The organism is Mycobacterium sp. NGS29, assembly GCF_059812965.1.
The window spans coordinates 209032-226962 of the sequence record NZ_JCALDR010000006.1; the positions used below are offsets into that span (position 1 = coordinate 209032).

Genomic DNA, 17931 nt, shown 5'->3' on the forward strand with positions numbered 1-17931 from the left:
GCATGGCCTACGACGTCGCCCGGGTGCGTGGGTTGCACCCGTCGCTCGGTGACGGGTGGGTGCACTTCGACGCGCCGGGCGGCATGCTGATCCCTGATTCCGTCGCGACCACCGTGTCGACAGCCTTCCGCCGGTCCGGTGCGACTGCGGTCGGGGCGCACCCGTCGGCCCGGCGCAGCGCCGCGGTGCTGGAGGCGGCCCGCGAGGCGGTCGCCGACCTGGTCAACGCCGATCCGAGCGGAGTGGTGCTGGGCGCCGACCGCGCGGTGCTGTTGTCGTCTCTGGCGGAAGCGTCGTCGGCGCGGTCCGGCCTGGGTTACGAGGTGATCGTCAGCCGCCTGGACGACGAGGCCAACATCGCGCCGTGGTTGCGTGCGGCGCACCGGTACGGCGCCAAGGTCAAATGGGCCGAGGTCGACATCGAGACCGGTGAGCTGCCGACGTGGCAGTGGGAGAGCCTGATCGGCAAATCGACCCGGCTGGTCGCTGTGACGTCGGCGTCCGGCACGTTGGGCACGGCCACCGACCTGCGCGCGATGACCAAGTTGGCGCACGATGTGGGCGCCCTGGTGGTGGTCGATCACTCGGCGGCCGCGCCGTACCGGCTGTTCGACATCAAGGAAACCGACGCCGATGTGGTGACGGTGAACGCGGTGGGCTGGGGAGGGCCGCCGATCGGTGCCATGGTTTTCCGCGACGCGTCGCTGATGAACACCTTCGGTTCGGTGTCAACCAATCCGCACGCCACCGGCCCGGCGCGCCTGGAGGTGGGTGCCCACCAGTTCGGTTTGCTGGCCGGCGTCGTCGCCAGCATCGAATATCTGGCGTCACTGGACGAGGCGGCCCGGGGCAGCCGACGCGAGCGGCTCTCAGTGTCGATGCACTCCGCGGCCGCCTACCTGAACCGGGTCTACGACTATCTGATGGCTTCGCTGCGGTCGCTGCCGCTGGTGATCCTGCTCGGTGTTCCCGAGGCGCGGATCCCGGTGGTGAGCTTCGCCGTCAACGAGGTGCCCGCAGACCGGGTGGTTCAGCGGTTGGCGGACAACGGCATCCTGGCGATGGCCAACGCCAACTCGCGGGTGCTCGATGCGCTCGGCGTCAACGACATCGGCGGCGCGGTCACCGTGGGACTGGCGCATTACTCCACGATGGCTGAAGTCGATCAGCTGGTGCGGGCTCTGGCGTCGCTGGGCTGATTCCGAAACGTGTTGTCTGACAATAGGTTCGGTGCGCCGACGGGGCCGGGGTCCGATGAACCGTTGGGGCACTTGACCGTTATCGATGCAACCGGCGCCGAGCGCCGCGTGCCCATCTTCGATCAGCTGTTCGTCGGGCGGGAATGCGCCGGGATCAGGGCTTCCCGCCGGCTGGTCATACCCGACCCGGAGATCTCCCGCACCCATCTCGAGATCCGCCTCGACCCCGAGTCCGACCAGGCGTTCCTGATCGACACCAGCAGCAACGGCACCTCGCTCAACGGTGTCCGGGTGGAACGAGCGGTGGCGCTGCTGATCAGGCCGGCCGATGAGATCCAGATCGGCGATGTGCTGCTGACATTTCACGCTGAGCGGTTCAACGGGGTGCCCCGGCGGGTGGTGAAGAGCACGCTGGCGCGGATCGGCAAGTCCGCCATGGTGATGGTGGTCGGTGACATCGTCAACTATTCGACGATCTCGCAGGTCACCGACGAGGAATTGATGGCGCGCAGCCTGTACACACTGTGGCGCCAGGTGGGCGGTGTGCTGCGCGCGCACAAGGGCACGCTGAGCCATTACGCCGGTGACGCCCTGTTCGCGGTCTGGGAGGTGCGCCGATTTCCCGACGCCGCCGAGTTGGCCATCGATTTCGCGCTCGCCGCGAACCGGCTCGTCGACGATCTCGCGCCCGAGTGGCCGTTACGCACGCCGGATGGATCTCCGATTCGCATGGGCTGGGGTGTGGTGCAGGGGGTGGCCGCCACGGCCGCGATGACCAGGTCGACCGACGCGGTCATCGGCGATGCGACCAACGTCGCCTTCCGGTTGGCCTCGATGGCGGGGCGCGAGGGTCGGGCACCGGTATTGGCGGCCAGCGGTGTGCAAGCTGCTGTCGTAGACCAGTTCAGTTGGGGCCCAAGTGAAAACGTGCAGATCAAGGGGCGGCACGGGACGGCGACGGTGTACCCGGTGACCGCGCGCAAGGAGCCGGCGGGCTCGTAGTGTCAGACCGTCAGGACGATCTTCCCGGTCACCTTGCCCGACACCATCAGCTGATGGGCCTCGCCGGCCTGCTGGACGGGCAACCGGGCGCCGATGATCGGGCGGACCGCGCCGTTGGCGAACATCGGCCAGACCGATTCGGTGACCGCGTCGACGACCGCGCTCTTGCTGTTCGGGCCGGTCACCGGACGGGCGCGCAGCGTGGTGCCGACGACGCGGGCGCGCTTGGCCAGGAGTTTGCCGATGTTGAGTTCGGCCTTCACCCCGCCCTGCATGCCGATCACGATCAACCATCCGTCGGTGGCCAGCGCGTCGATGTTGCGGTCCAGGTAGGCCGCACCCATGATGTCCAGGATCACGTTGACCCCGGCACCCTCGGTCTCTTGGGCGAGACGCGCGACGAAGTCCTCGTCCTGGTAATTGATCATGATCTGGGCGCCCAGTTCCCGGCAGAAGTCCAGCTTCTCGGTTGAGCCGGCGGTGACCGCCACCCGGGCGCCCAGGGCGCGTGCCACCTGGATGCCGTGGGTGCCGATGCCGCTGCCGCCGCCGTGCAGCAGCACGAGCTGACCGGGACCCAGCCGGGCGGTCATCACCAGGTTCGACCACACCGTGCAGGCGACCTCCGGTATCCCGGCGGCGTCGATGAGGTCAACGCGCGCTGGAATCGGCAGCACCTGCCCGGCCGGTACGGCGACGTACTCGGCGTAACCGCCGCCGGCGAGCAACGCGCAAACCTCGTGCCCGACAGGCCACTTGGAGACACCCGCACCGACATCGGCGATGGTGCCGCTGACCTCCATCCCGATGGTCTCGCTGGCGCCCGGTGGGGGCGGGTACTTGCCGGCGGCCTGCAGCACGTCGGCGCGGTTGACGCCGGCCGCGGCGACCTTGATCAGCACTTCGCCCGGTCCGGCGGTGACGTCGGGGACGTCCCGCCAGGTCAGTTGTTCGGCGGATTCGGCGACGATGGCACGCATGTGGCCACGCTACCGCCCGCTACCCTTATCGACGGTGGCGTGGCAGAGCGGCCTAATGCACTCGCCTTGAAAGCGAGAGACGGCTAACACCGTCCGGGGGTTCAAATCCCTCCGCCACCGCTCGTCCGCCGGCGCCGGTGGAACCTTTGCGCGGCTACCGGACCGGCCAAAAAATTCTGGCTCCATCACTTGCCAGACACTCCATCCCGAGTTATATAAAAAGTGTGTCTACGGACACAGATTTCCTGTCCACAACAATGATGATTGGAGTGTTGGAGGTGGCGACCATGTTGGTACGTAGCGATCCGTTCCGCGATCTCGATCGCTTCACTCAGCAGGCGCTGGGCACCGCAGCGCGTCCGACGGTGATGCCGATGGACGCTTGGCGCGCGGGCGAAAAGTTCATCGTCGAACTCGACCTGCCAGGCATCGACGCCGACTCGTTGGACCTGGACATCGAGCGCAACGTGGTGACCGTCCGCGCCGAACGCCCGGATGTGGAGTCGAGCAAGGAGATGCTGGCTGCCGAACGGCCCCGCGGGGTGTTCTCCCGGCAGCTGGTGCTCGGCGACAATCTCGACACCGACCGCATCGAGGCCTCCTACGACGCCGGCGTGCTGCGTCTGCAGATCCCGGTGGCGGAGAAGGCCAAGCCGCGCAAGATCACGGTCAACCGGACAAACGGTCAGCACGCTCTCAGCGCCTGAGTGGCCGGTCGTATTGCTGACGGAAAGTGGGTCAGTGATGTCGCAGTGCAGCACATGGGCCGCGCGGGAGACACCGCGCGCAACCGCGCCGGCGCCACCGACCGTGGCGCCGGTCCCGGACGACTCGTCGCTGATCGCGCTGATCGCCGAGGTCGACGCCATTCTGTGCGCAGCCGAGCGACGCCTGCTCTGTCAGCCACCGGCACCACCAGCAGTCGGATGCGCCATCGACGAGCCCCGACGTGCTGGTCGGTCTTGGCCGCTGACGGCCTCCGCGCGGCGCGGGGCCGAGCGTCGAATCGATGCCGTGCAGCGCAGTCCTCCGGGCGCCGAATCAGGCATTACCCGGTGAACCGCATCCACAGGGAAGGGAGGTGATGCCATCACCGCGCATACCAGCGGGCCTGCCCGCGACCCGGGCCACATCATGGGCGTAGCCGGCACCCACCGGTGACCAGCACGCCGATGCCCAGGTCGGGCGACGCATACCGGGGCGGGCGGCCCGTCCACCACAACTGTCACACCCGCGACGTTCGAGGAGTTCGAGGAGGAGGCCAGAACATGATCGATGTGATGACGCTGGAAGCCGACCCGGTCGACTGGGCGGAACAACATGACCTGGTGACGCTGCCCGATGACGACTACCCGCGCGTCGGCGACCACAGTCCCATGACGAGCTGGTACGCCAATCCTCAGCTACTCGGGGCGTGACTCAGCGCAGCTCCGCGGCGATGGTGTCCATCAGCGCGGTGTAGCGCTTGAGTTCGGGGTCGCGGCCGGGCTTGCCGCTGCTGATCAGGCCGGCGGCAAGTCCGCGCTGCGGGTCCGCCCAGATCGCGATGTTGGCCAGGCCCAGATTGCCGAACGCCGCCGGCGCGTGGCGCCCGAACGGTCCGAACCGGTCGGTGCCCAACATGTAGCCGGTGCCCCAGCGGGCCGGCATCAACCCGACGGCGAAGTCCGGCCGCAGCCGCCGGGATTGCTGCACCGCGCCGTACATCCGTTCCGGACTCATGATCCGCACGCCGTCGAGTTCGCCACCGCGCCGCCAGATCTCAGCGAAGCGTGACAGTTCGTCGGCAGTGGAGATGGTGTTGGACGACGGCACCACAGTGGTCAGGAACGCCGGGGTGTTGGTGTACGGGATGATCTCGTGCACGGTGCCGCCGATCGCCTTGCGGAAGATCGCCGCGATCAGCGGCGGCAGCGGCCGGCCGGTCGGGTGACTGGGCGCGACCAGCGGGACGTCCTGCGCGGCGACGCCGAAGTTGGTCCACCGGAAGCCCAGCGGGTTGAGGATCTCGGCGGCCAGGATGTCGCGGATGTCCTTGCCGGTGGCTGCGTAGACGATTTCGCGCATCAGCGGACCCCAGGTCAGCGCGTGATAGATGTGCACCAGTCCCGGTCGGTACAGCGGGCGCAGTTTGCCCAACTGTTCCTGTGCGTACTCGTGGTCGTCGGCGCGTTTGAAGTCCGGTCGCGGGCCGGTGGGGAACGGGACGCCCGCACTGTGGGTCAGTACGTGCCGGATCGTGGTGCGGTCCTTGCCGTGGCTGGTGTAGCTGGGGATGTACTTGCAGACGCGATCGTCGAGGGCGAAGACCCCCTGCTCGACCAGCATGTGGATCACGGTCGCGGTGATGCCCTTGGCCGCCGAGTACACGCAATACGGTGTCGTGGTGGTGACCGGGATCTTCTCCGCGTCCGGGTCGTCCGTCGGCGCGTTGCCCCAGCCGTGACCGATTGCGCGGTTGAGCACCACCTGCCCGTTGCGCCGGATGCACAACTGGATGGCCGGGTGCATGCCGCCCTGATACCAGTGCCGTGCGGCCCGCCAGATCCGTTCCACGGCGGCCCTATCGACGCCGGAGTGGTCTTCGTCGCCGACGGCGGTCACTGCGTCCAAATCGGCGGGGACACGGATCTTGCCGTCGGGGGTCTCGGTGGTCGCCACCTTCGTGAGGGTACGTGAAGCGCGCCTAGCCTCGGGGTCATGCGCACACGCTATGTCGAGGTGATTCTGCTCGTTTTCGGCTTCTATTCGGTGGCTCTGGGGTTGTTCATGGCGTTGGCGCCCGGCATCTTCTTCGACACCCTGGGCGCCTTCGGCATCCGCAACACGCACTACATCCTCGACAACGCGTCGTTCGAGTTCCCGCTGGGACTACTGCTGCTGGGCGCGTTGCGGTGGACGTCCTGGCGGGTGCCGGCGCTGGCATTCGCCACCACGCACTGGGTGCTGCATGCCGTCAGCCACCTCGTCGACACCAGGCACCGCGCCGGCGACATGATCGGCTGGCTGGAGTTCGCCGGGCTGGCGGTCTCGAGCGCATGGCTGGCTGCGGCCCTATGGCTGTGTGTTACTCGCCGGTGAACTGCGGGGGCCGCTTGGCGAACGTCGCGGAAATGCCCTCGGTCAGGTCCTTCGACGGCAGGAACGCCGCGTTCCAAGCGGCGACGTACCGCAGGCTCTCCGAGACCGCCGACGTGCGCTGCTGGTCCAGCACATCCTTGATTCCGTGCACGGTCAGCGGCGGGTTGGCCGCGATCTCGGCGGCGGTGGCATGTGCTGCGACCAGCGTCGCGTCGGCGTCGGCATACACGTCGTTGACCAGGCCGATCTTCTCGGCGCGGGCAGCGTCGATGTCCTTGCCGGTCAGCGCGAGTTCGCGCAGGTGCCCGTCGTTGAGGATGAGCGGCAGCCGCGCCAGGCTGCCGACGTCGGCCACGATCGCCAGCTTGACCTCGCGCACCGAGAACTTGGCGTCGGCGCTGGCGTAGCGGATATCCACGGCCGAGATGAGGTCGACGCCGCCGCCGATGCACCAGCCGTGCACCGCCGCGATGGTGGGGGTGCGGCAGTCGGCGACAGCCGTGATCGCGTTCTGCATCCGCTTCACTTCACGGTGGAACACCGCGCGCGGCCCGGCCAGCGCATCACCGGACAGCAGTGGGGTGAACGAGCCGCCCATCGCCGGCACGTCCAGGCCGTAGCTGAAGTTTCGGCCCGACCCGGTCAGGACGATTGCCCGCACGTCGGGGTCGTCGTCCAGCGCCGGAAACAGTTCGGGCAGCTCAGCCCAGAATGCCGGTCCCATGGCGTTGCCCTTGCCGGGACCGATCAGCGTCACCCGCGCCACGTGGTCCTTGATCTCGACGGACACGGATTCGTATGTTTCGGCCATAGCGAGACCGTAGCGTGGCGCTCATGCCCTCAGATTTGCGACCCGGACCGGATTCGCCGCCCACCGACGAACTGGACAGCGCCGAAGCCACCCTCGCGGTGCTGCTACAGGTGCTGCACACCATCAGCCGCGACGACAGCACCAAGCAGACCCCGTGCGGGGAGTACGACGTCAAAGCGCTGACCAAGCATCTGCTGAACTCGATCACCACGCTCGGCGGCATGGCCGGCGCTCAGATCAACGTGCCCGCCGACACCGATTCGGTGGAGAGTCTGGTCGTCGCCGCCGCCCGGCCGGCCCTGGACGCGTGGCACACACGCGGGATGGCCGGCGATGTCGCGCTCGGTGAGAACGCGATGCCCGCCCAGGTCGCGGTCGCGGTGTTCTCGATCGAATTCCTGGTGCACGGCTGGGATTACGCGATCGCGGTGGGGCACGACGTGCATGCGCCGGACTCGCTGTCCGAGTATGTGCTGGGGTTGGCGCAGCGGATCATCCGCCCCGAACAGCGCCGCCAGGCCGGTTTCGCCGACCCGGTACAGGTGCCCGACGACGCGCCAGCGCTGGACCGGCTGGTCGCCTTCACGGGGCGCGATCCCATCCGGGATCAGTCGCGCTCGAGGTAGAAGTAGTAGTAGCGGCCGTCGTCCACGACGCCTTTGCCGTTCATGATGCCCATCACCGCGTCGTCGTCGATCTTCTTGAAATGGTCGTGCACGGGCGCCCCGTCGTAGACCATCGTGGCGGTCACTTCGCCGCGGAACTCCTCCAGCCACAGGCTGGCTTCGCCCTTCATCCGCTCGGTGTTGGAGTATTTGTTGCCGTCGGCGTCCAGGCAGACGAGCGGCTGCACGTCCTGCACCGATTTGAACGTCTTGCCGTACCAGTTGATCTTGGCCAGCGTGCCGACGGCGCGGTGGGCGGTGACGAACTCGCCACCCTTCCACTCGCCGAGCATGCCGTCCAGCGTGGCGGGCTCCAGTGTTGCCCAGAAGTCGTCGAGTTCGGCGTCGGGGATCGTATCGGTACGTTCCTTGAACTCGGTGAACTGCTTGCGCGCCTGACTCATGGGTGTCCTCCTCTGATCCAGCTGCGGGCGAACCGCAGCATCGCGTCGTTCTCCTCGGGGTCGGCGGTCACCGTGACCCGGACACCGTCGCTGCCGTACGGACGGACCACGAGCAGCGCATTGGCGGCTTGCTGCACGAAGTCCCCGGTGCGGGAGCCCAGCGGCAACCAGACGAAGTTGGCCTGCGACGGCGGCAACGTGAACCCGGCGGCGCGGAGTTCGGCGCTGACCCGCACCCGTTCGGCGACGACGGCGTCGGTGCGCGCCAGCAGTTCGTCGGCGGCTTCCAGCGAGGCGATCGCCGCGGCCTGCGAGACGCTGGTGGCGGTGAACGGCACGTAAACCTGGTCCAGCGCGGTGATCACGTCGGGATGGCCGATCGCGTAACCCACCCGCAGGCCCGCCAACCCGTAGGCCTTGGAGAACGTGCGCAACACCACGACGTTCTCGTGCGCGCGGACCAGGCCCAGGCTGTCCGGGGCCATGCCGTCGCGGATGTACTCCACGTAGGCCTCGTCGATGACGATCAGGATGTCCGGCGGCACGACCTTCACGAAGCGGGACAGCGCGTCGGGGTCGACGACGGTCGACGTCGGGTTGTTCGGGTTGCACACGAAGATCAGCCGGGTGCGATCGGTGATGGCAGCCAGCATGGCGTCCAGGTCGAAGGTGTGGTCGGTCAGCGGGATCTGGATCGGCGTGGCGCCGGCGATCTGCACTTGAGGTGGGTACAGCTCGAAGCTGCGCCAGCCGAAGACCACCTCGTCGCCCACCGAGGAGGTGATCTGCACCAACTGCTGGCACAGGCTGACCGAACCGCAGCCGACAGCCACGTGTTCGGGGGCGAAGTCGGGGCCCAGATGACGCGCCAGCGCGGCTTTGAGCTGCACGCAGCCGTTGTCGGGATAGCGGTTGATGTGCGCGGTCGCGTGCTCGATGGCGGCCCGGACGCTGGGCAGCGGGCCGAACACCGTTTCGTTGCTGGCCAGCTTGATCGCCCCGGGCACGGTCTTGCCGGGAACGTAAACGGGCAGCCCGGCCAGCGCGGGCCGCAGGCGGGCGGTCATTTCGACAGCATATGACGCGGCTGTGTACGCTATGCCTCCGGCGGCTCCGGGTTTCCGGGGTCGGGTACCCTTTGGAAGGCCATGGAGGCGTGCCAGAGCGGCCGAATGGGGCTCACTGCTAATGAGTTGTTCCCCTCAAAGGGAACCGGAGGTTCAAATCCTCTCGCCTCCGCCACGCAAGACCAGCTGGACAACTGAATAACGCAGGCGCCCGTAGCTCAACGGATAGAGCATCTGACTACGGATCAGAAGGTTAGGGGTTCGAATCCCTTCGGGCGCGCTCTCTTTGGCTGATTCATCCGTCACCGTCCATGTAGCACCATCGCCCCGCCCGCCGCTGGAAGCGGCTGCGTTCGCGCATTTCCTCGACCCGTCCCGCGGATTCGAACCGGGCGGTGAACGCCACCACCGCGTGCTCGTCGTCTTCGTGGAGGCTTTCGGTCACCTGCAGGCCGATCCAGGTGACCCCGGGATCGAGGACGAGATCGGGCGGCCGGGTCCGCGGGTGCCAGGTCCGGAACAGGTAATCGGCGTCGCCGTGGGCGTAGGCCGAGTACCTGGACCGCATCAATTCCTCGGCCGACCGGGCCTGCCGCTCACCGTGGTGTAGCGGCCCGCAGCACACCAGATAACCCTCGCCGCCGCCGCATGGACACGGCGGACCGAGCAGTTCGGTCACCCGTCCAAAGTAGTCAGCGCTGCCGGCCGCCGATATCTGATACCGGAATTACCTGTTCTGATGCCTGACGGACACCTAATATCCGACGAGTGTTCACTGACGACGCGCGCCGGGTGCCACTGTGGGCCCGGTGGACCCACAGTTGGGTCCCGGCCGTCGTCGCGGTGGGGGTATCGCTGCTGGTAGTCCTGCAGATCGTGGCCGGCACGGCTGGGTTCCAAGGGCCGTTGCACAGCTTGATCAGCGACTATGTCGCCACCCCGAAGTCGACGACGGTGTCGTGGGTCGGCCTGTGCATCGGCGTCGTCGGGGTGTCGTTGCGCTGCCGGATCTGGGCGCTATCGCTGGCCGCGGGGCTCGACGTGGTGTTCGCCGCCGAACGTGCGGTGCGCGGCGCCGCGGTGACGTTCGGCAACGGACCGATGATCGTGCTCACCGGGCTGGTCCTGGTGGCATGGCAGCGCTGGACCGGCGCCCAGCGGGCGACGGCGCTGCGTGGGATCGCGCTGGGATTCCTGGTCATCATCGCGACCAAAGTCGGCGACACCTGGCTGCGCATCACGGCGATGGTCCGGCCGACCGTCCTCGACGAGTACGCCTACCTGGCCGATCACGCGCTCGGGCAACCGTCGTGGGTGATGGGCTGGCTGTTCGAGGCGGGCGGGCCGATCCTCACCGCCGTGCTGCACTGGGTCTACATCGAGTTGCCGCTGGCCGCGATGGTGGTCGTGGTGTACCAACTACGCCACGTGAACTCCGCGGGCTGGCCGCGGCACTTCCTGGTGCGAACGTTCCTGGTGCTCGGCCTGGTCGGGCCGTTGATCTACGTGTTGTTCCCGGTGGTCGGCCCGGAATTCGCGTTCAGCCCGGCCGGCCAGGGCTTTCAAGTGGGCGACTACTGGCCGCATGCACTGCCGCAGATCCGCACGCCGCGGGCGATCGCGTTCGACGACCTGACCGCACGCAACTGCATGCCGTCGATGCACACCAGTTGGGCGCTGGCGACCTTCATCCACTCCCGCCGCGGGCCGCGCTGGCTACGGTGGGGCGGCACCACCTGGCTGTTGGGGACCATCGCGGCCACGCTGGGCTTCGGCTATCACTACGGCGTGGACCTGGTGGCCGGTGCGGTGCTGTGCCTGACGGTGGAGTCGGCGATGCGTGCGCAGGGCAACCGTTGGTCGCGCACCGGGCTGGTGGCGTCCGGGTCGGCGCTGCTGGCGGCGCTGCTGTTGTGTTGCCGGTTCCTGGCGCCGGTGATGGCGCAGTATCCACTGGTGTTCGGCTCGCTGATCGGCGGGGCGACGGTGGCTTTCAGCGTCGGGTTCTACGCCGCTTTCTTTGCCGCCGGCGACGCAACCCGGTCAGGGCCGGGTTGCGATCATCCCCAGCGCACGTTCGAACAGGTGCACCGTCCCGGCATGCAGCTGGTCGCCGACCGCCTTCTCGGCTTTGCCGGCACAGGCCCGCGCCAGCGTGCCCTCGATCACGATGCCGAGCTTGAAACACGCGAGCACCGTGTACCAGGTGAGGTGCGACAGGTCGCGGGTGGTGTTGGCGGCATAGCGCCGCACCAGGTCGTCGGTGCTGGCCAAGCCGTCACTCTGGCCGAGGGCATGACCGAAAACCGATGAGCCGTCGTCCTGCTGCCAGGTGGCCAGCAGCCAGCCGAGGTCCAGCAGCGGGTCGCCGATCGTGGACATCTCCCAGTCGCAGATGGCCACCACGTCGGGGCCGGTGAGGGAGAACATCACGTTGGCGGCGTGATAGTCACCGTGCATGATGCCGGGCTGCCAGGTGGTCGGGCGGTTGGCTTCCAGCCAGCGGGCGACTTCGTCGATGCCCGGGATGTCCGGTCCCGGGTAGCCGTCGTATTCCTGGTAGGACGCCAATTCCGAAAGCCAGCGTGGCACTTGCCGTTCCAGAAAACCGTCCGGCTTGCCGAAATCCGCCAGCCCGGCGGCGACGTGGTCGACCGCGCCGAGCTTGGCCAGGGCATCCGCCATCGACAGGCCCATCCCGTAGCGCACCGCGGGATCCCCGGCGTGCAACGGCGGCAAACCCTCACCGGCGTTGAAGCCCTCGATCGGTTCCATCAGGTAGAACACCGCGTCCCCCAGCACGCTGGTGTCCGCGCACGTCGCGATCAGGTGCGGATGGGGCACGTCCGAGCCGGCCAGCGCGGCAAGCACCCGGGTTTCGCGCAGAATTACGCTGTTGCTGCGGGCGCGCAGGTGCCTTGGGCCACGGCGCAACACGTAGGTCCGGCCTGACCTGGTGAAGCGCAGCATCACATTCTGGGTGCCACCGGTGATCGGAACGACGTCGTGCAGCGGACCTTCACCCAACCCCTGATCTGTCATCCAGCGGCCGACGGCGGCCAAGTCGACGCCGCTCATGCGCCGGCCTGCGCAGTGCACCGGTTTGACACGTCCCGCTCCCTCTGCAGCCTGTCGATCGTCTGGCAAAAAGCGTAGGGGATGCTCGGCCCGCCGCCCGAGGCGCAACCGGCTGGAACAATCGTCCTCGTGCCGCGCACCGACAATGACTCCTGGGATATCACCGAAAGTGTGGGCGCCACCGCCCTGGGCGTGGCTGCGGCGCGCGCCGCGGAAACCGAGAGCGCCGACCCGCTGATCCAGGACCCGTTCGCGCGGGTGTTCCTCGACGCGGCCGGCTCCGGAATGTGGAACGTCTATGCCGACCCGGCGGTGCTTTCCGGCGCGGTCGAGGTGGAACCCGAGGTGCTCGCCCGGGTGCGGCTGATGGTCGACTTCATGGCAACGCGCACCGCATTCTTCGACGAGTTCTTCCTGGGCGCGGCTGACGCCGGTGTTCGGCAGGTGGTGATTCTGGCGTCCGGCCTGGACTCCCGAGCGTGGCGGCTGGACTGGCCCGACGGCACCGTCGTGTACGAACTCGACTTGCCGCGGGTGCTCGGCTTCAAGTCTGCCGCGCTGCGCGAGCACGGTGCGCAGCCCACGGCGCAACTGGTGAGCATTGCCGTCGACCTGCGACAGGACTGGCCAAAAGCGTTGCGGGAAGCCGGTTTCGACCCACAGCTGGCCACCGCGTGGTCGGCCGAGGGCCTGGTGCGTTACCTGCCCGCGCGGGCGCAGGATCTGTTGTTCGAACGCATCGATGTGCTGAGTCCGGCCGGCAGTCAGCTGGCGACGAACGTGCCCGGGCCGGGCTTCCTGGATCCGGACCTGGTACGACGCCAGCGCGCGGACATGGCGCAGATGCGCGCCACCGCGGCGCGGCTGGCCAACGTTGCAGTCAACGACAACGACGACCTGTGGTACGCCGAAGAGAGAACCGCCGTCGCCGACTGGCTGCGTGAGCGCGGCTGGGACGCGTCGGCGACCACCTTCGCCGAGCTGCTGGCCCGCTACGGTCGCAGCGTTCCGGACGATCTCGATCACTCGATTCCGCCGACGCTGTTCGTTGCAGCGTTGCAGCGGTGATGAATTCGCTACGTCGTCGGCCCGGCCTGTTCCAGATCTTTCTTGATCGCTGCGATCGCATCGACCGGGGTGAGGTTCTGGCCCTGGCTGTCCTGCCCCAGCTGCGGCCAGCCGGCGCCCTGCGGTCCGCGCAGCTGATCCCAGATCTCGCGCACCTTGGTCAGCAGTTCGGTCTGCTCCTCATCGCTGAGCGCCATCAGCGGTCCTCCGTTCGTCACGATGCCGCATGCGGCGGCAAATTGTTGCGGTGTCAGTCCATTCGCGGAATTCATGTCACACCGACCGAACGGCGGTGCGCCTTGCGGCAGGTTGGGGCTGTACCCCTGCCCGTCGGTGTATTGGTGTGCGACCTGCCCGGGAAGGTTGGGGTTGGATCCGTAGCCGGCAGCCACCACCCGTAGTCCGGCCGGTCGCACCTGCCACATGTTGTAGAAGTCGTAGGCGTTGGCATAGCCGATGATGCGGGCCGGCGAACCCGCGTAATCGGCCAGGTTCCAATACAACTGGTTGATCCAGCTCGAGCCGTCACCTGGCGGATTACCGCCCGATTCGACGTCCAGCATCAACGCGACCCGCGGGTGCAACCCACCCTCGGCTTCGATCATCGAGCGCACCGTGTCGGCGTTGGCCGACCAGTTCGGGCGTACATAGGTGTAGATGATCGCGAATGTCATTCGCCCACTGTCCAATGCCGCACGAGCCCAGGCGTAATTGCGCGCGAAGTTGTGGTCCCGATAGGTGCCGTCGCAGACCCGGAACGACAACACCTGGTAGGGGTACGAGTCGTCCACCGGCACTTGATATTCCGAGACATCCGCGAACAACGTGTCGGGCACGGTGCCGTTAACCTCCTTGGCCGCAATGGTTGTCGGGACATGTTACCGAGCAGTTCCTCCGCACCCCGCAGCCGGATTGTGCCTATCCGCAGACCGGTGCGCGCTATGCGGACGTGATCATGAGCTGGCTGGAATCTGGGAGCGATCCGTCGGTGCGTGTCCGAGCCAATTGGCTGCCTGAAATCGGCGTCACCGAATTACCCGGGCGGTCGGCACGTGCTGTCTCGCGCGTCGAAAGGCGGGCTGCCAGGTGGCTTGCCGAGCAGTCCGGATAGTACTCCGCCACGCCGCCTTTCATGTTTAGACACAGGTCCAACGGGTAACGCTCATCACACAGAAATTGGTTTCGGGATCAATGGAGGAAATTATGGTGCGCGGTCGCGGAATTCTCGGTGCAATTGTGCTGGTGTGGCTGCTCATCGGAGTCCTCGCGGCCTGGCAGCGCGACTACTTCAAAGGCGAGGCCACTAGCTGTGCGTCAGCGGGAACCGTTGCGGTAACGGTGATTGCGGGTCCGCTGAATTACATGGGAGTAAATCCGAAAGTAACTGACTGCCGCACCCCGCGTTTACCGCAGCCGAGTGCGATGCAAGCAATTGACCACATCCCCTCTATGTAAAGGAATCATCATGATTGTCGTGGGCGCTATCTTGCTCATTCTGGGATTTGTCTTCAACGTGCATTTATTGGCGATGCTGGGCGTGGTGCTGTTGGTCATCGGTGCGGTGATGTGGGCCATGGGTTCGGTGGGCCGGCCGGTAGCCGGACGGCGCAACTGGTACTAATCAGTCATTTCCCGAAGGTCGCGTGATCGCTGGTGCGGTCACGCGACCGTCTTGTTTCACAGCCGACACACAGTGCGGCCATAGCGCCGCCCTAGTGGGTTGTGCGGATACTGGAAGCCGTGGCCTCCCCCCGAACTTCCACCGAGCGCGTTGTCATGTGCCGCGCCGACGGCCAACCGGTCAACGTGCTGGTGGTTGACGACGAACCTGTTCTCGCGGAGATGGTGTCGATGGCCCTGCGGTACGAGGGCTGGAATATCGCCACCGCAGGGGACGGCACGACCGCCCTCGCTACCGCTCGCACCGAACGTCCCGACGTCGTGGTCCTCGACGTGATGCTGCCCGACATGAGTGGCCTGGAAGTGCTGCGCAAGTTGCGGGAAGAGAATCCGCGCCTGCCGGTGCTGCTGCTGACGGCCAAGGACGCGGTGGAGGACAGAATCGCCGGATTGACCGCTGGCGGAGACGATTACGTCACCAAACCGTTCAGCATCGAGGAGGTGGTGCTGCGGCTGCGTGCGCTGCTGCGGCGCACCGGCGTCACCACGGTCGACAGCGGCGCCCAGCTGGTGGTGGGCGATCTCGTCCTTGACGAGGACAGCCACGAAGTGTCCCGCGCCGGCGAGCCGATCTCGTTGACATCCACCGAATTCGAGCTGCTGCGCTTCATGATGCGCAACGCCAAGCGGGTATTGAGTAAGGCGCAGATCCTGGACCGCGTGTGGAGCTACGACTTCGGCGGTCGGTCCAACATCGTCGAGCTCTATATCTCCTATCTGCGCAAGAAAATCGACAATGGTCGCGAACCCATGATCCACACATTGCGCGGCGCGGGGTATGTCCTCAAGCCGGCGCGCTAGACGGCCCCGGGTCTGGTCGCTGCGGCTGCGGCTGCTGGTCGGACAGGTGGCTGTGCTGGCCATGGTGTGCGTCGGCATCACCGCGGCAACCGAACTCGCGTTACGGCACCACCTGCTGGCCCAACTCGACAGTCAGCTCAGCGGCACCTCCTACCGCTCCTCGCTGCTCTACCCCGAGCCGCCGCGCCGTCACGAACCCCGCTACGTCAAAACCGGGCCCGGACCCAGATTTCTCGACGCGCCGGGCCAGCCGGCCGGCATGGTCGCCGCCGTGGTCAGCGACGGCACCACGGTGGACGCCGGATACCTGACCAGCAGCGGTGCGCGGGCCGCGCTGTCCGCGACCGCGAAACACCAACTGGAACAGATTGCCGGTAGCCGCTCGCCGGTGACGCTGGACCTCGACGGACTGGGCCGCTACCGGGTGGTGGCGGCTCCGAGCCGAAACCGGGCCGACGTGATCGTCACCGGCCTGTCGATGGCCAACATCGATGCCACCGAACTACGGATGCTGGTCATCTTCGGCGTGCTCACCTTCGTTGCGCTGGTCGCCGCGACCACCGCCGGGGTGATGATCATCCGGCGGGCGCTGGCGCCGCTGCGACGGGTCGCGCAGACCGCGACCGAGGTCGTCGACCTGCCGCTGGACCGGGGCGAAGTCGAATTGCCGGTGCGGGTGCCCGAGCCCGACGCCAACCCGGACACCGAAGTCGGCCAGCTCGGGTCGGCGGTCAACCGCATGCTCGACCACATCTCCGCTGCACTGTCGACGCGGCAGGCCAGCGAGACCCGGGTGCGCCAGTTCGTTGCCGACGCCAGTCACGAACTGCGTACCCCGCTGGCCGCGATCCGTGGTTACACCGAGCTGGCGCAGCGGATGGGGGACGACCGCGAAGCGGTGGCGCACGCCATGAGCCGAGTCGCATCGGAGACCGAACGGATCACCCGCCTGGTGGAGGATCTGTTGCTGCTGGCGCGGCTGGACTCCGGCCGACCCCTGGAACGCGAACCGGTGGATCTGTCCCGGCTGGCCGTCGACGCGGTCAGCGACGCCCACATCGCCGGCCCGGATCACCAATGGGAACTGGATCTGCCGCCCGAACCGGTGGTGGTCATCGGCGACGAGGCGCGGTTGCACCAGGTACTGGCGAATTTGCTGGCCAACGCCCGCGTGCACACCGGCGCCGGCTCCGTCGTCACCACCCGGTTGAGCACTGAGCCGACGCACACGCTGCTGCAGGTGATCGACAACGGGCCCGGCATTCCGGCGGCGCAGCAGACCGAGGTGTTCGAGCGGTTCGTGCGCGGCGATACCTCGCGTTCCCGGAAGGGCGGCAGCACCGGGCTGGGCCTGGCGATCGTCTCCGCCGTCGTCAAAGCGCACAACGGGATGATCACCGTGCACAGCTCGCCCGGTCGTACCGAGTTCGCGGTGCGGTTGCCGGTTAATGGTCGGCAACCGCCCGCGTCCTCAGCTCAGCCCGTCAGCCCGAGCAGGTGACGTCGATTTCGAAGGACTTCTTGACCGGTGCCATGGGGTTGGCCATGTCCACTCCGGTGGCGGTGCCGCTGATCTTGTAGGCGTTGCCGTTCTTGGTGGCTTCGGCTTTGGCGTCCGGGGTGCCGGGGGCGTACCCGAGCGACACGCCGTTGACATTGCCGAGCGCAACCGACTTCACCTCAGGGGGATTGGCGTCGGAGAGGACCGCGCCGATGCCGGTCGCCGATCCGCCGATCGCGATGTTGACGGTGCCACCCGCCGTGGTGCACAGAGTTGTGCCGGTGACGTGCTGGTCCTGCCCGTCGATCAGCACCTTGGTCCCGGAGGCGCTGGCGCCTCCGCTGGCTGCAGCCGAACTGGAGGATCCACCACTCGATTTCGGCTTGTCATCCGAACACCCCGAAAGACCCGCGACCAGAATGGCCGCCCCCGCCACCGCGACCGTCAGTCCACGCTTCACCTGAGCTCCTTTGCTCGTCGTAGCGACCCTCGTGGTTGAAGACCGCTTCGGCAGTATGCGGCTTAACCGGAGCTGAGGTCTAGCAACTCAGGAAAATCGGCACTGCATGCGGGCTCTTCCGGTGGAATCGCACT

The 17931-nt window shown here is 67.2% G+C and carries 20 protein-coding genes, 3 tRNA genes and 1 pseudogene; 15 read left to right on the top strand and 9 right to left on the bottom strand.

What is annotated here, in order from left to right; genetic code table 11:
* Positions 1–2: 2 nt before the first annotated feature.
* Both AC5Y5Z_RS11045 and AC5Y5Z_RS11050 read left to right on the top strand, forming a co-directional pair.
* Positions 3–1199 (top strand): cysteine desulfurase-like protein, encoded by a 1197-nt coding sequence (locus tag AC5Y5Z_RS11045; protein WP_463826156.1) that lies wholly within the window; start codon positions 3–5, stop codon positions 1197–1199.
* 72 nt (positions 1200–1271) lie between these two features.
* Entirely contained in the window at positions 1272–2201 is a 930-nt protein-coding gene (locus tag AC5Y5Z_RS11050) for an FHA domain-containing protein (protein WP_499925112.1), read from the top strand.
* A gap of 2 nt (positions 2202–2203) precedes the next feature.
* On the opposite strand, the gene AC5Y5Z_RS11055 is transcribed toward AC5Y5Z_RS11050, so the two are convergent.
* Positions 2204–3181 carry an NAD(P)H-quinone oxidoreductase gene (locus AC5Y5Z_RS11055; protein WP_499925114.1) on the bottom strand — a complete coding sequence of 326 codons (978 nt, stop codon included), beginning with the start codon at positions 3179–3181 and terminating at the stop codon, positions 2204–2206.
* Positions 3182–3214: 33 nt separating this feature from the next.
* Between AC5Y5Z_RS11055 and AC5Y5Z_RS11060 the strand changes: the two genes are divergently transcribed.
* From AC5Y5Z_RS11060 to AC5Y5Z_RS11070, 3 genes are all read left to right on the top strand, one after another.
* Positions 3215–3301, top strand: a tRNA-Ser gene (locus tag AC5Y5Z_RS11060).
* Between the two features lie 167 nt (positions 3302–3468).
* Entirely contained in the window at positions 3469–3888 is a 420-nt protein-coding gene (locus tag AC5Y5Z_RS11065) for an Hsp20/alpha crystallin family protein (RefSeq protein ID WP_463826153.1), read from the top strand.
* Between the two features lie 561 nt (positions 3889–4449).
* Entirely contained in the window at positions 4450–4599 is a 150-nt protein-coding gene (locus tag AC5Y5Z_RS11070) for a hypothetical protein (protein ID WP_463826152.1), read from the top strand.
* A 1-nt stretch (position 4600) separates the two neighbouring features.
* Here AC5Y5Z_RS11070 and lipE read toward each other — a convergent pair whose 3' ends face one another.
* Complete coding sequence (gene lipE / locus AC5Y5Z_RS11075; RefSeq protein WP_499925116.1) at positions 4601–5842, bottom strand: lipase LipE; 1242 nt, start codon at positions 5840–5842, stop codon at positions 4601–4603.
* A 39-nt stretch (positions 5843–5881) separates the two neighbouring features.
* Here lipE and AC5Y5Z_RS11080 point away from each other — a divergent pair, with 39 nt between their 5' ends.
* Positions 5882–6262: a hypothetical protein gene (locus AC5Y5Z_RS11080; RefSeq protein ID WP_463826150.1), complete on the top strand. Its 381-nt coding sequence runs from the start codon at positions 5882–5884 to the stop codon at positions 6260–6262.
* Here the strand turns inward: AC5Y5Z_RS11080 and AC5Y5Z_RS11085 are convergent.
* Complete coding sequence (locus AC5Y5Z_RS11085) at positions 6249–7073, bottom strand: crotonase/enoyl-CoA hydratase family protein (protein ID WP_463826149.1); 825 nt, start codon at positions 7071–7073, stop codon at positions 6249–6251. The genes AC5Y5Z_RS11080 and AC5Y5Z_RS11085 overlap by 14 nt on opposite strands.
* Before the next feature lie 23 nt (positions 7074–7096).
* On the opposite strand from AC5Y5Z_RS11085, the gene AC5Y5Z_RS11090 reads away from it, so the two are divergent.
* Positions 7097–7699: a TIGR03086 family metal-binding protein gene (locus AC5Y5Z_RS11090; RefSeq protein WP_473138621.1), complete on the top strand. Its 603-nt coding sequence runs from the start codon at positions 7097–7099 to the stop codon at positions 7697–7699.
* On the opposite strand, the gene AC5Y5Z_RS11095 is transcribed toward AC5Y5Z_RS11090, so the two are convergent.
* Positions 7681–8142 (bottom strand): DUF4334 domain-containing protein, encoded by a 462-nt coding sequence (locus tag AC5Y5Z_RS11095; RefSeq protein ID WP_499925118.1) that lies wholly within the window; start codon positions 8140–8142, stop codon positions 7681–7683. The two genes, AC5Y5Z_RS11090 and AC5Y5Z_RS11095, sit on opposite strands and share 19 nt — an antisense overlap.
* Complete coding sequence (locus AC5Y5Z_RS11100; protein ID WP_499925120.1) at positions 8139–9209, bottom strand: aromatic amino acid aminotransferase; 1071 nt, start codon at positions 9207–9209, stop codon at positions 8139–8141. Before AC5Y5Z_RS11100 ends, AC5Y5Z_RS11095 begins: the two co-directional genes overlap by 4 nt.
* Before the next feature lie 83 nt (positions 9210–9292).
* Here AC5Y5Z_RS11100 and AC5Y5Z_RS11105 point away from each other — a divergent pair.
* Positions 9293–9384, top strand: a tRNA-Ser gene (locus AC5Y5Z_RS11105).
* Positions 9385–9416: 32 nt separating this feature from the next.
* Positions 9417–9489 (top strand) — tRNA-Arg (locus AC5Y5Z_RS11110).
* 15 nt (positions 9490–9504) lie between these two features.
* Here the strand turns inward: AC5Y5Z_RS11110 and AC5Y5Z_RS11115 are convergent.
* Positions 9505–9888 carry a YchJ family protein gene (locus tag AC5Y5Z_RS11115; protein WP_499925123.1) on the bottom strand — a complete coding sequence of 128 codons (384 nt, stop codon included), beginning with the start codon at positions 9886–9888 and terminating at the stop codon, positions 9505–9507.
* A gap of 113 nt (positions 9889–10001) precedes the next feature.
* Here AC5Y5Z_RS11115 and AC5Y5Z_RS11120 point away from each other — a divergent pair.
* A pseudogene (locus AC5Y5Z_RS11120) lies at positions 10002–11018 on the top strand (DUF5933 domain-containing protein); the annotation flags it as partial.
* Positions 11019–11252: 234 nt separating this feature from the next.
* Here AC5Y5Z_RS11120 and AC5Y5Z_RS11125 read toward each other — a convergent pair.
* Positions 11253–12287, bottom strand: coding sequence for a phosphotransferase family protein (locus AC5Y5Z_RS11125; RefSeq protein WP_499925124.1), 1035 nt, complete (start codon positions 12285–12287; stop codon positions 11253–11255).
* Between the two features lie 129 nt (positions 12288–12416).
* Here AC5Y5Z_RS11125 and AC5Y5Z_RS11130 point away from each other — a divergent pair, with 129 nt between their 5' ends.
* Positions 12417–13355, top strand: a complete 939-nt coding sequence (locus AC5Y5Z_RS11130) for a class I SAM-dependent methyltransferase (RefSeq protein WP_499925126.1) — start codon at positions 12417–12419, stop codon at positions 13353–13355.
* A gap of 8 nt (positions 13356–13363) precedes the next feature.
* Here the strand turns inward: AC5Y5Z_RS11130 and AC5Y5Z_RS11135 are convergent, their stop codons facing one another.
* Positions 13364–14191, bottom strand: a complete 828-nt coding sequence (locus AC5Y5Z_RS11135) for a hypothetical protein (protein ID WP_499925127.1) — start codon at positions 14189–14191, stop codon at positions 13364–13366.
* Positions 14192–14546: 355 nt separating this feature from the next.
* Between AC5Y5Z_RS11135 and AC5Y5Z_RS11140 the strand changes: the two genes are divergently transcribed.
* The 4 genes from AC5Y5Z_RS11140 to AC5Y5Z_RS11155 all read left to right on the top strand — a co-directional run bounded on the left by AC5Y5Z_RS11140 (position 14547) and on the right by AC5Y5Z_RS11155 (position 17337).
* Positions 14547–14810 (top strand): hypothetical protein, encoded by a 264-nt coding sequence (locus AC5Y5Z_RS11140; RefSeq protein ID WP_463826141.1) that lies wholly within the window; start codon positions 14547–14549, stop codon positions 14808–14810.
* 10 nt (positions 14811–14820) lie between these two features.
* Positions 14821–14976 carry a DUF6131 family protein gene (locus AC5Y5Z_RS11145; protein WP_463826140.1) on the top strand — a complete coding sequence of 52 codons (156 nt, stop codon included), beginning with the start codon at positions 14821–14823 and terminating at the stop codon, positions 14974–14976.
* Between the two features lie 155 nt (positions 14977–15131).
* A complete protein-coding gene (locus AC5Y5Z_RS11150) occupies positions 15132–15836 on the top strand; it encodes a response regulator transcription factor (protein WP_463826420.1) in 705 nt (234 codons plus the stop codon).
* Complete coding sequence (locus tag AC5Y5Z_RS11155) at positions 15814–17337, top strand: sensor histidine kinase (RefSeq protein WP_473138614.1); 1524 nt, start codon at positions 15814–15816, stop codon at positions 17335–17337. The genes AC5Y5Z_RS11150 and AC5Y5Z_RS11155 overlap by 23 nt, the downstream gene beginning before the upstream one ends.
* Here the strand turns inward: AC5Y5Z_RS11155 and AC5Y5Z_RS11160 are convergent.
* Positions 17321–17797: a lipoprotein LpqH gene (locus AC5Y5Z_RS11160; protein ID WP_463826138.1), complete on the bottom strand. Its 477-nt coding sequence runs from the start codon at positions 17795–17797 to the stop codon at positions 17321–17323. The genes AC5Y5Z_RS11155 and AC5Y5Z_RS11160 overlap by 17 nt on opposite strands.
* Positions 17798–17931: the final 134 nt, after the last annotated feature.

Coding starts and splice junctions, on each gene's coding strand:
- AC5Y5Z_RS11045 (WP_463826156.1), top strand. CDS start 3: ATGGCCTACGACGTCGCCCGGGTGCGTGGGTTGCACCCGTCGCTCGGT.
- AC5Y5Z_RS11085 (WP_463826149.1), bottom strand. CDS start 7,073: ATGGCCGAAACATACGAATCCGTGTCCGTCGAGATCAAGGACCACGTG.
- AC5Y5Z_RS11125 (WP_499925124.1), bottom strand. CDS start 12,287: ATGAGCGGCGTCGACTTGGCCGCCGTCGGCCGCTGGATGACAGATCAG.
- AC5Y5Z_RS11145 (WP_463826140.1), top strand. CDS start 14,821: ATGATTGTCGTGGGCGCTATCTTGCTCATTCTGGGATTTGTCTTCAAC.
- AC5Y5Z_RS11155 (WP_473138614.1), top strand. CDS start 15,814: ATGTCCTCAAGCCGGCGCGCTAGACGGCCCCGGGTCTGGTCGCTGCGG.
- AC5Y5Z_RS11150 (WP_463826420.1), top strand. CDS start 15,132: ATGTGCCGCGCCGACGGCCAACCGGTCAACGTGCTGGTGGTTGACGAC.
- AC5Y5Z_RS11065 (WP_463826153.1), top strand. CDS start 3,469: ATGTTGGTACGTAGCGATCCGTTCCGCGATCTCGATCGCTTCACTCAG.
- AC5Y5Z_RS11070 (WP_463826152.1), top strand. CDS start 4,450: ATGATCGATGTGATGACGCTGGAAGCCGACCCGGTCGACTGGGCGGAA.
- AC5Y5Z_RS11090 (WP_473138621.1), top strand. CDS start 7,097: ATGCCCTCAGATTTGCGACCCGGACCGGATTCGCCGCCCACCGACGAA.
- AC5Y5Z_RS11095 (WP_499925118.1), bottom strand. CDS start 8,142: ATGAGTCAGGCGCGCAAGCAGTTCACCGAGTTCAAGGAACGTACCGAT.
- AC5Y5Z_RS11055 (WP_499925114.1), bottom strand. CDS start 3,181: ATGCGTGCCATCGTCGCCGAATCCGCCGAACAACTGACCTGGCGGGAC.
- AC5Y5Z_RS11100 (WP_499925120.1), bottom strand. CDS start 9,209: ATGACCGCCCGCCTGCGGCCCGCGCTGGCCGGGCTGCCCGTTTACGTT.
- AC5Y5Z_RS11080 (WP_463826150.1), top strand. CDS start 5,882: ATGCGCACACGCTATGTCGAGGTGATTCTGCTCGTTTTCGGCTTCTAT.
- AC5Y5Z_RS11140 (WP_463826141.1), top strand. CDS start 14,547: ATGGAGGAAATTATGGTGCGCGGTCGCGGAATTCTCGGTGCAATTGTG.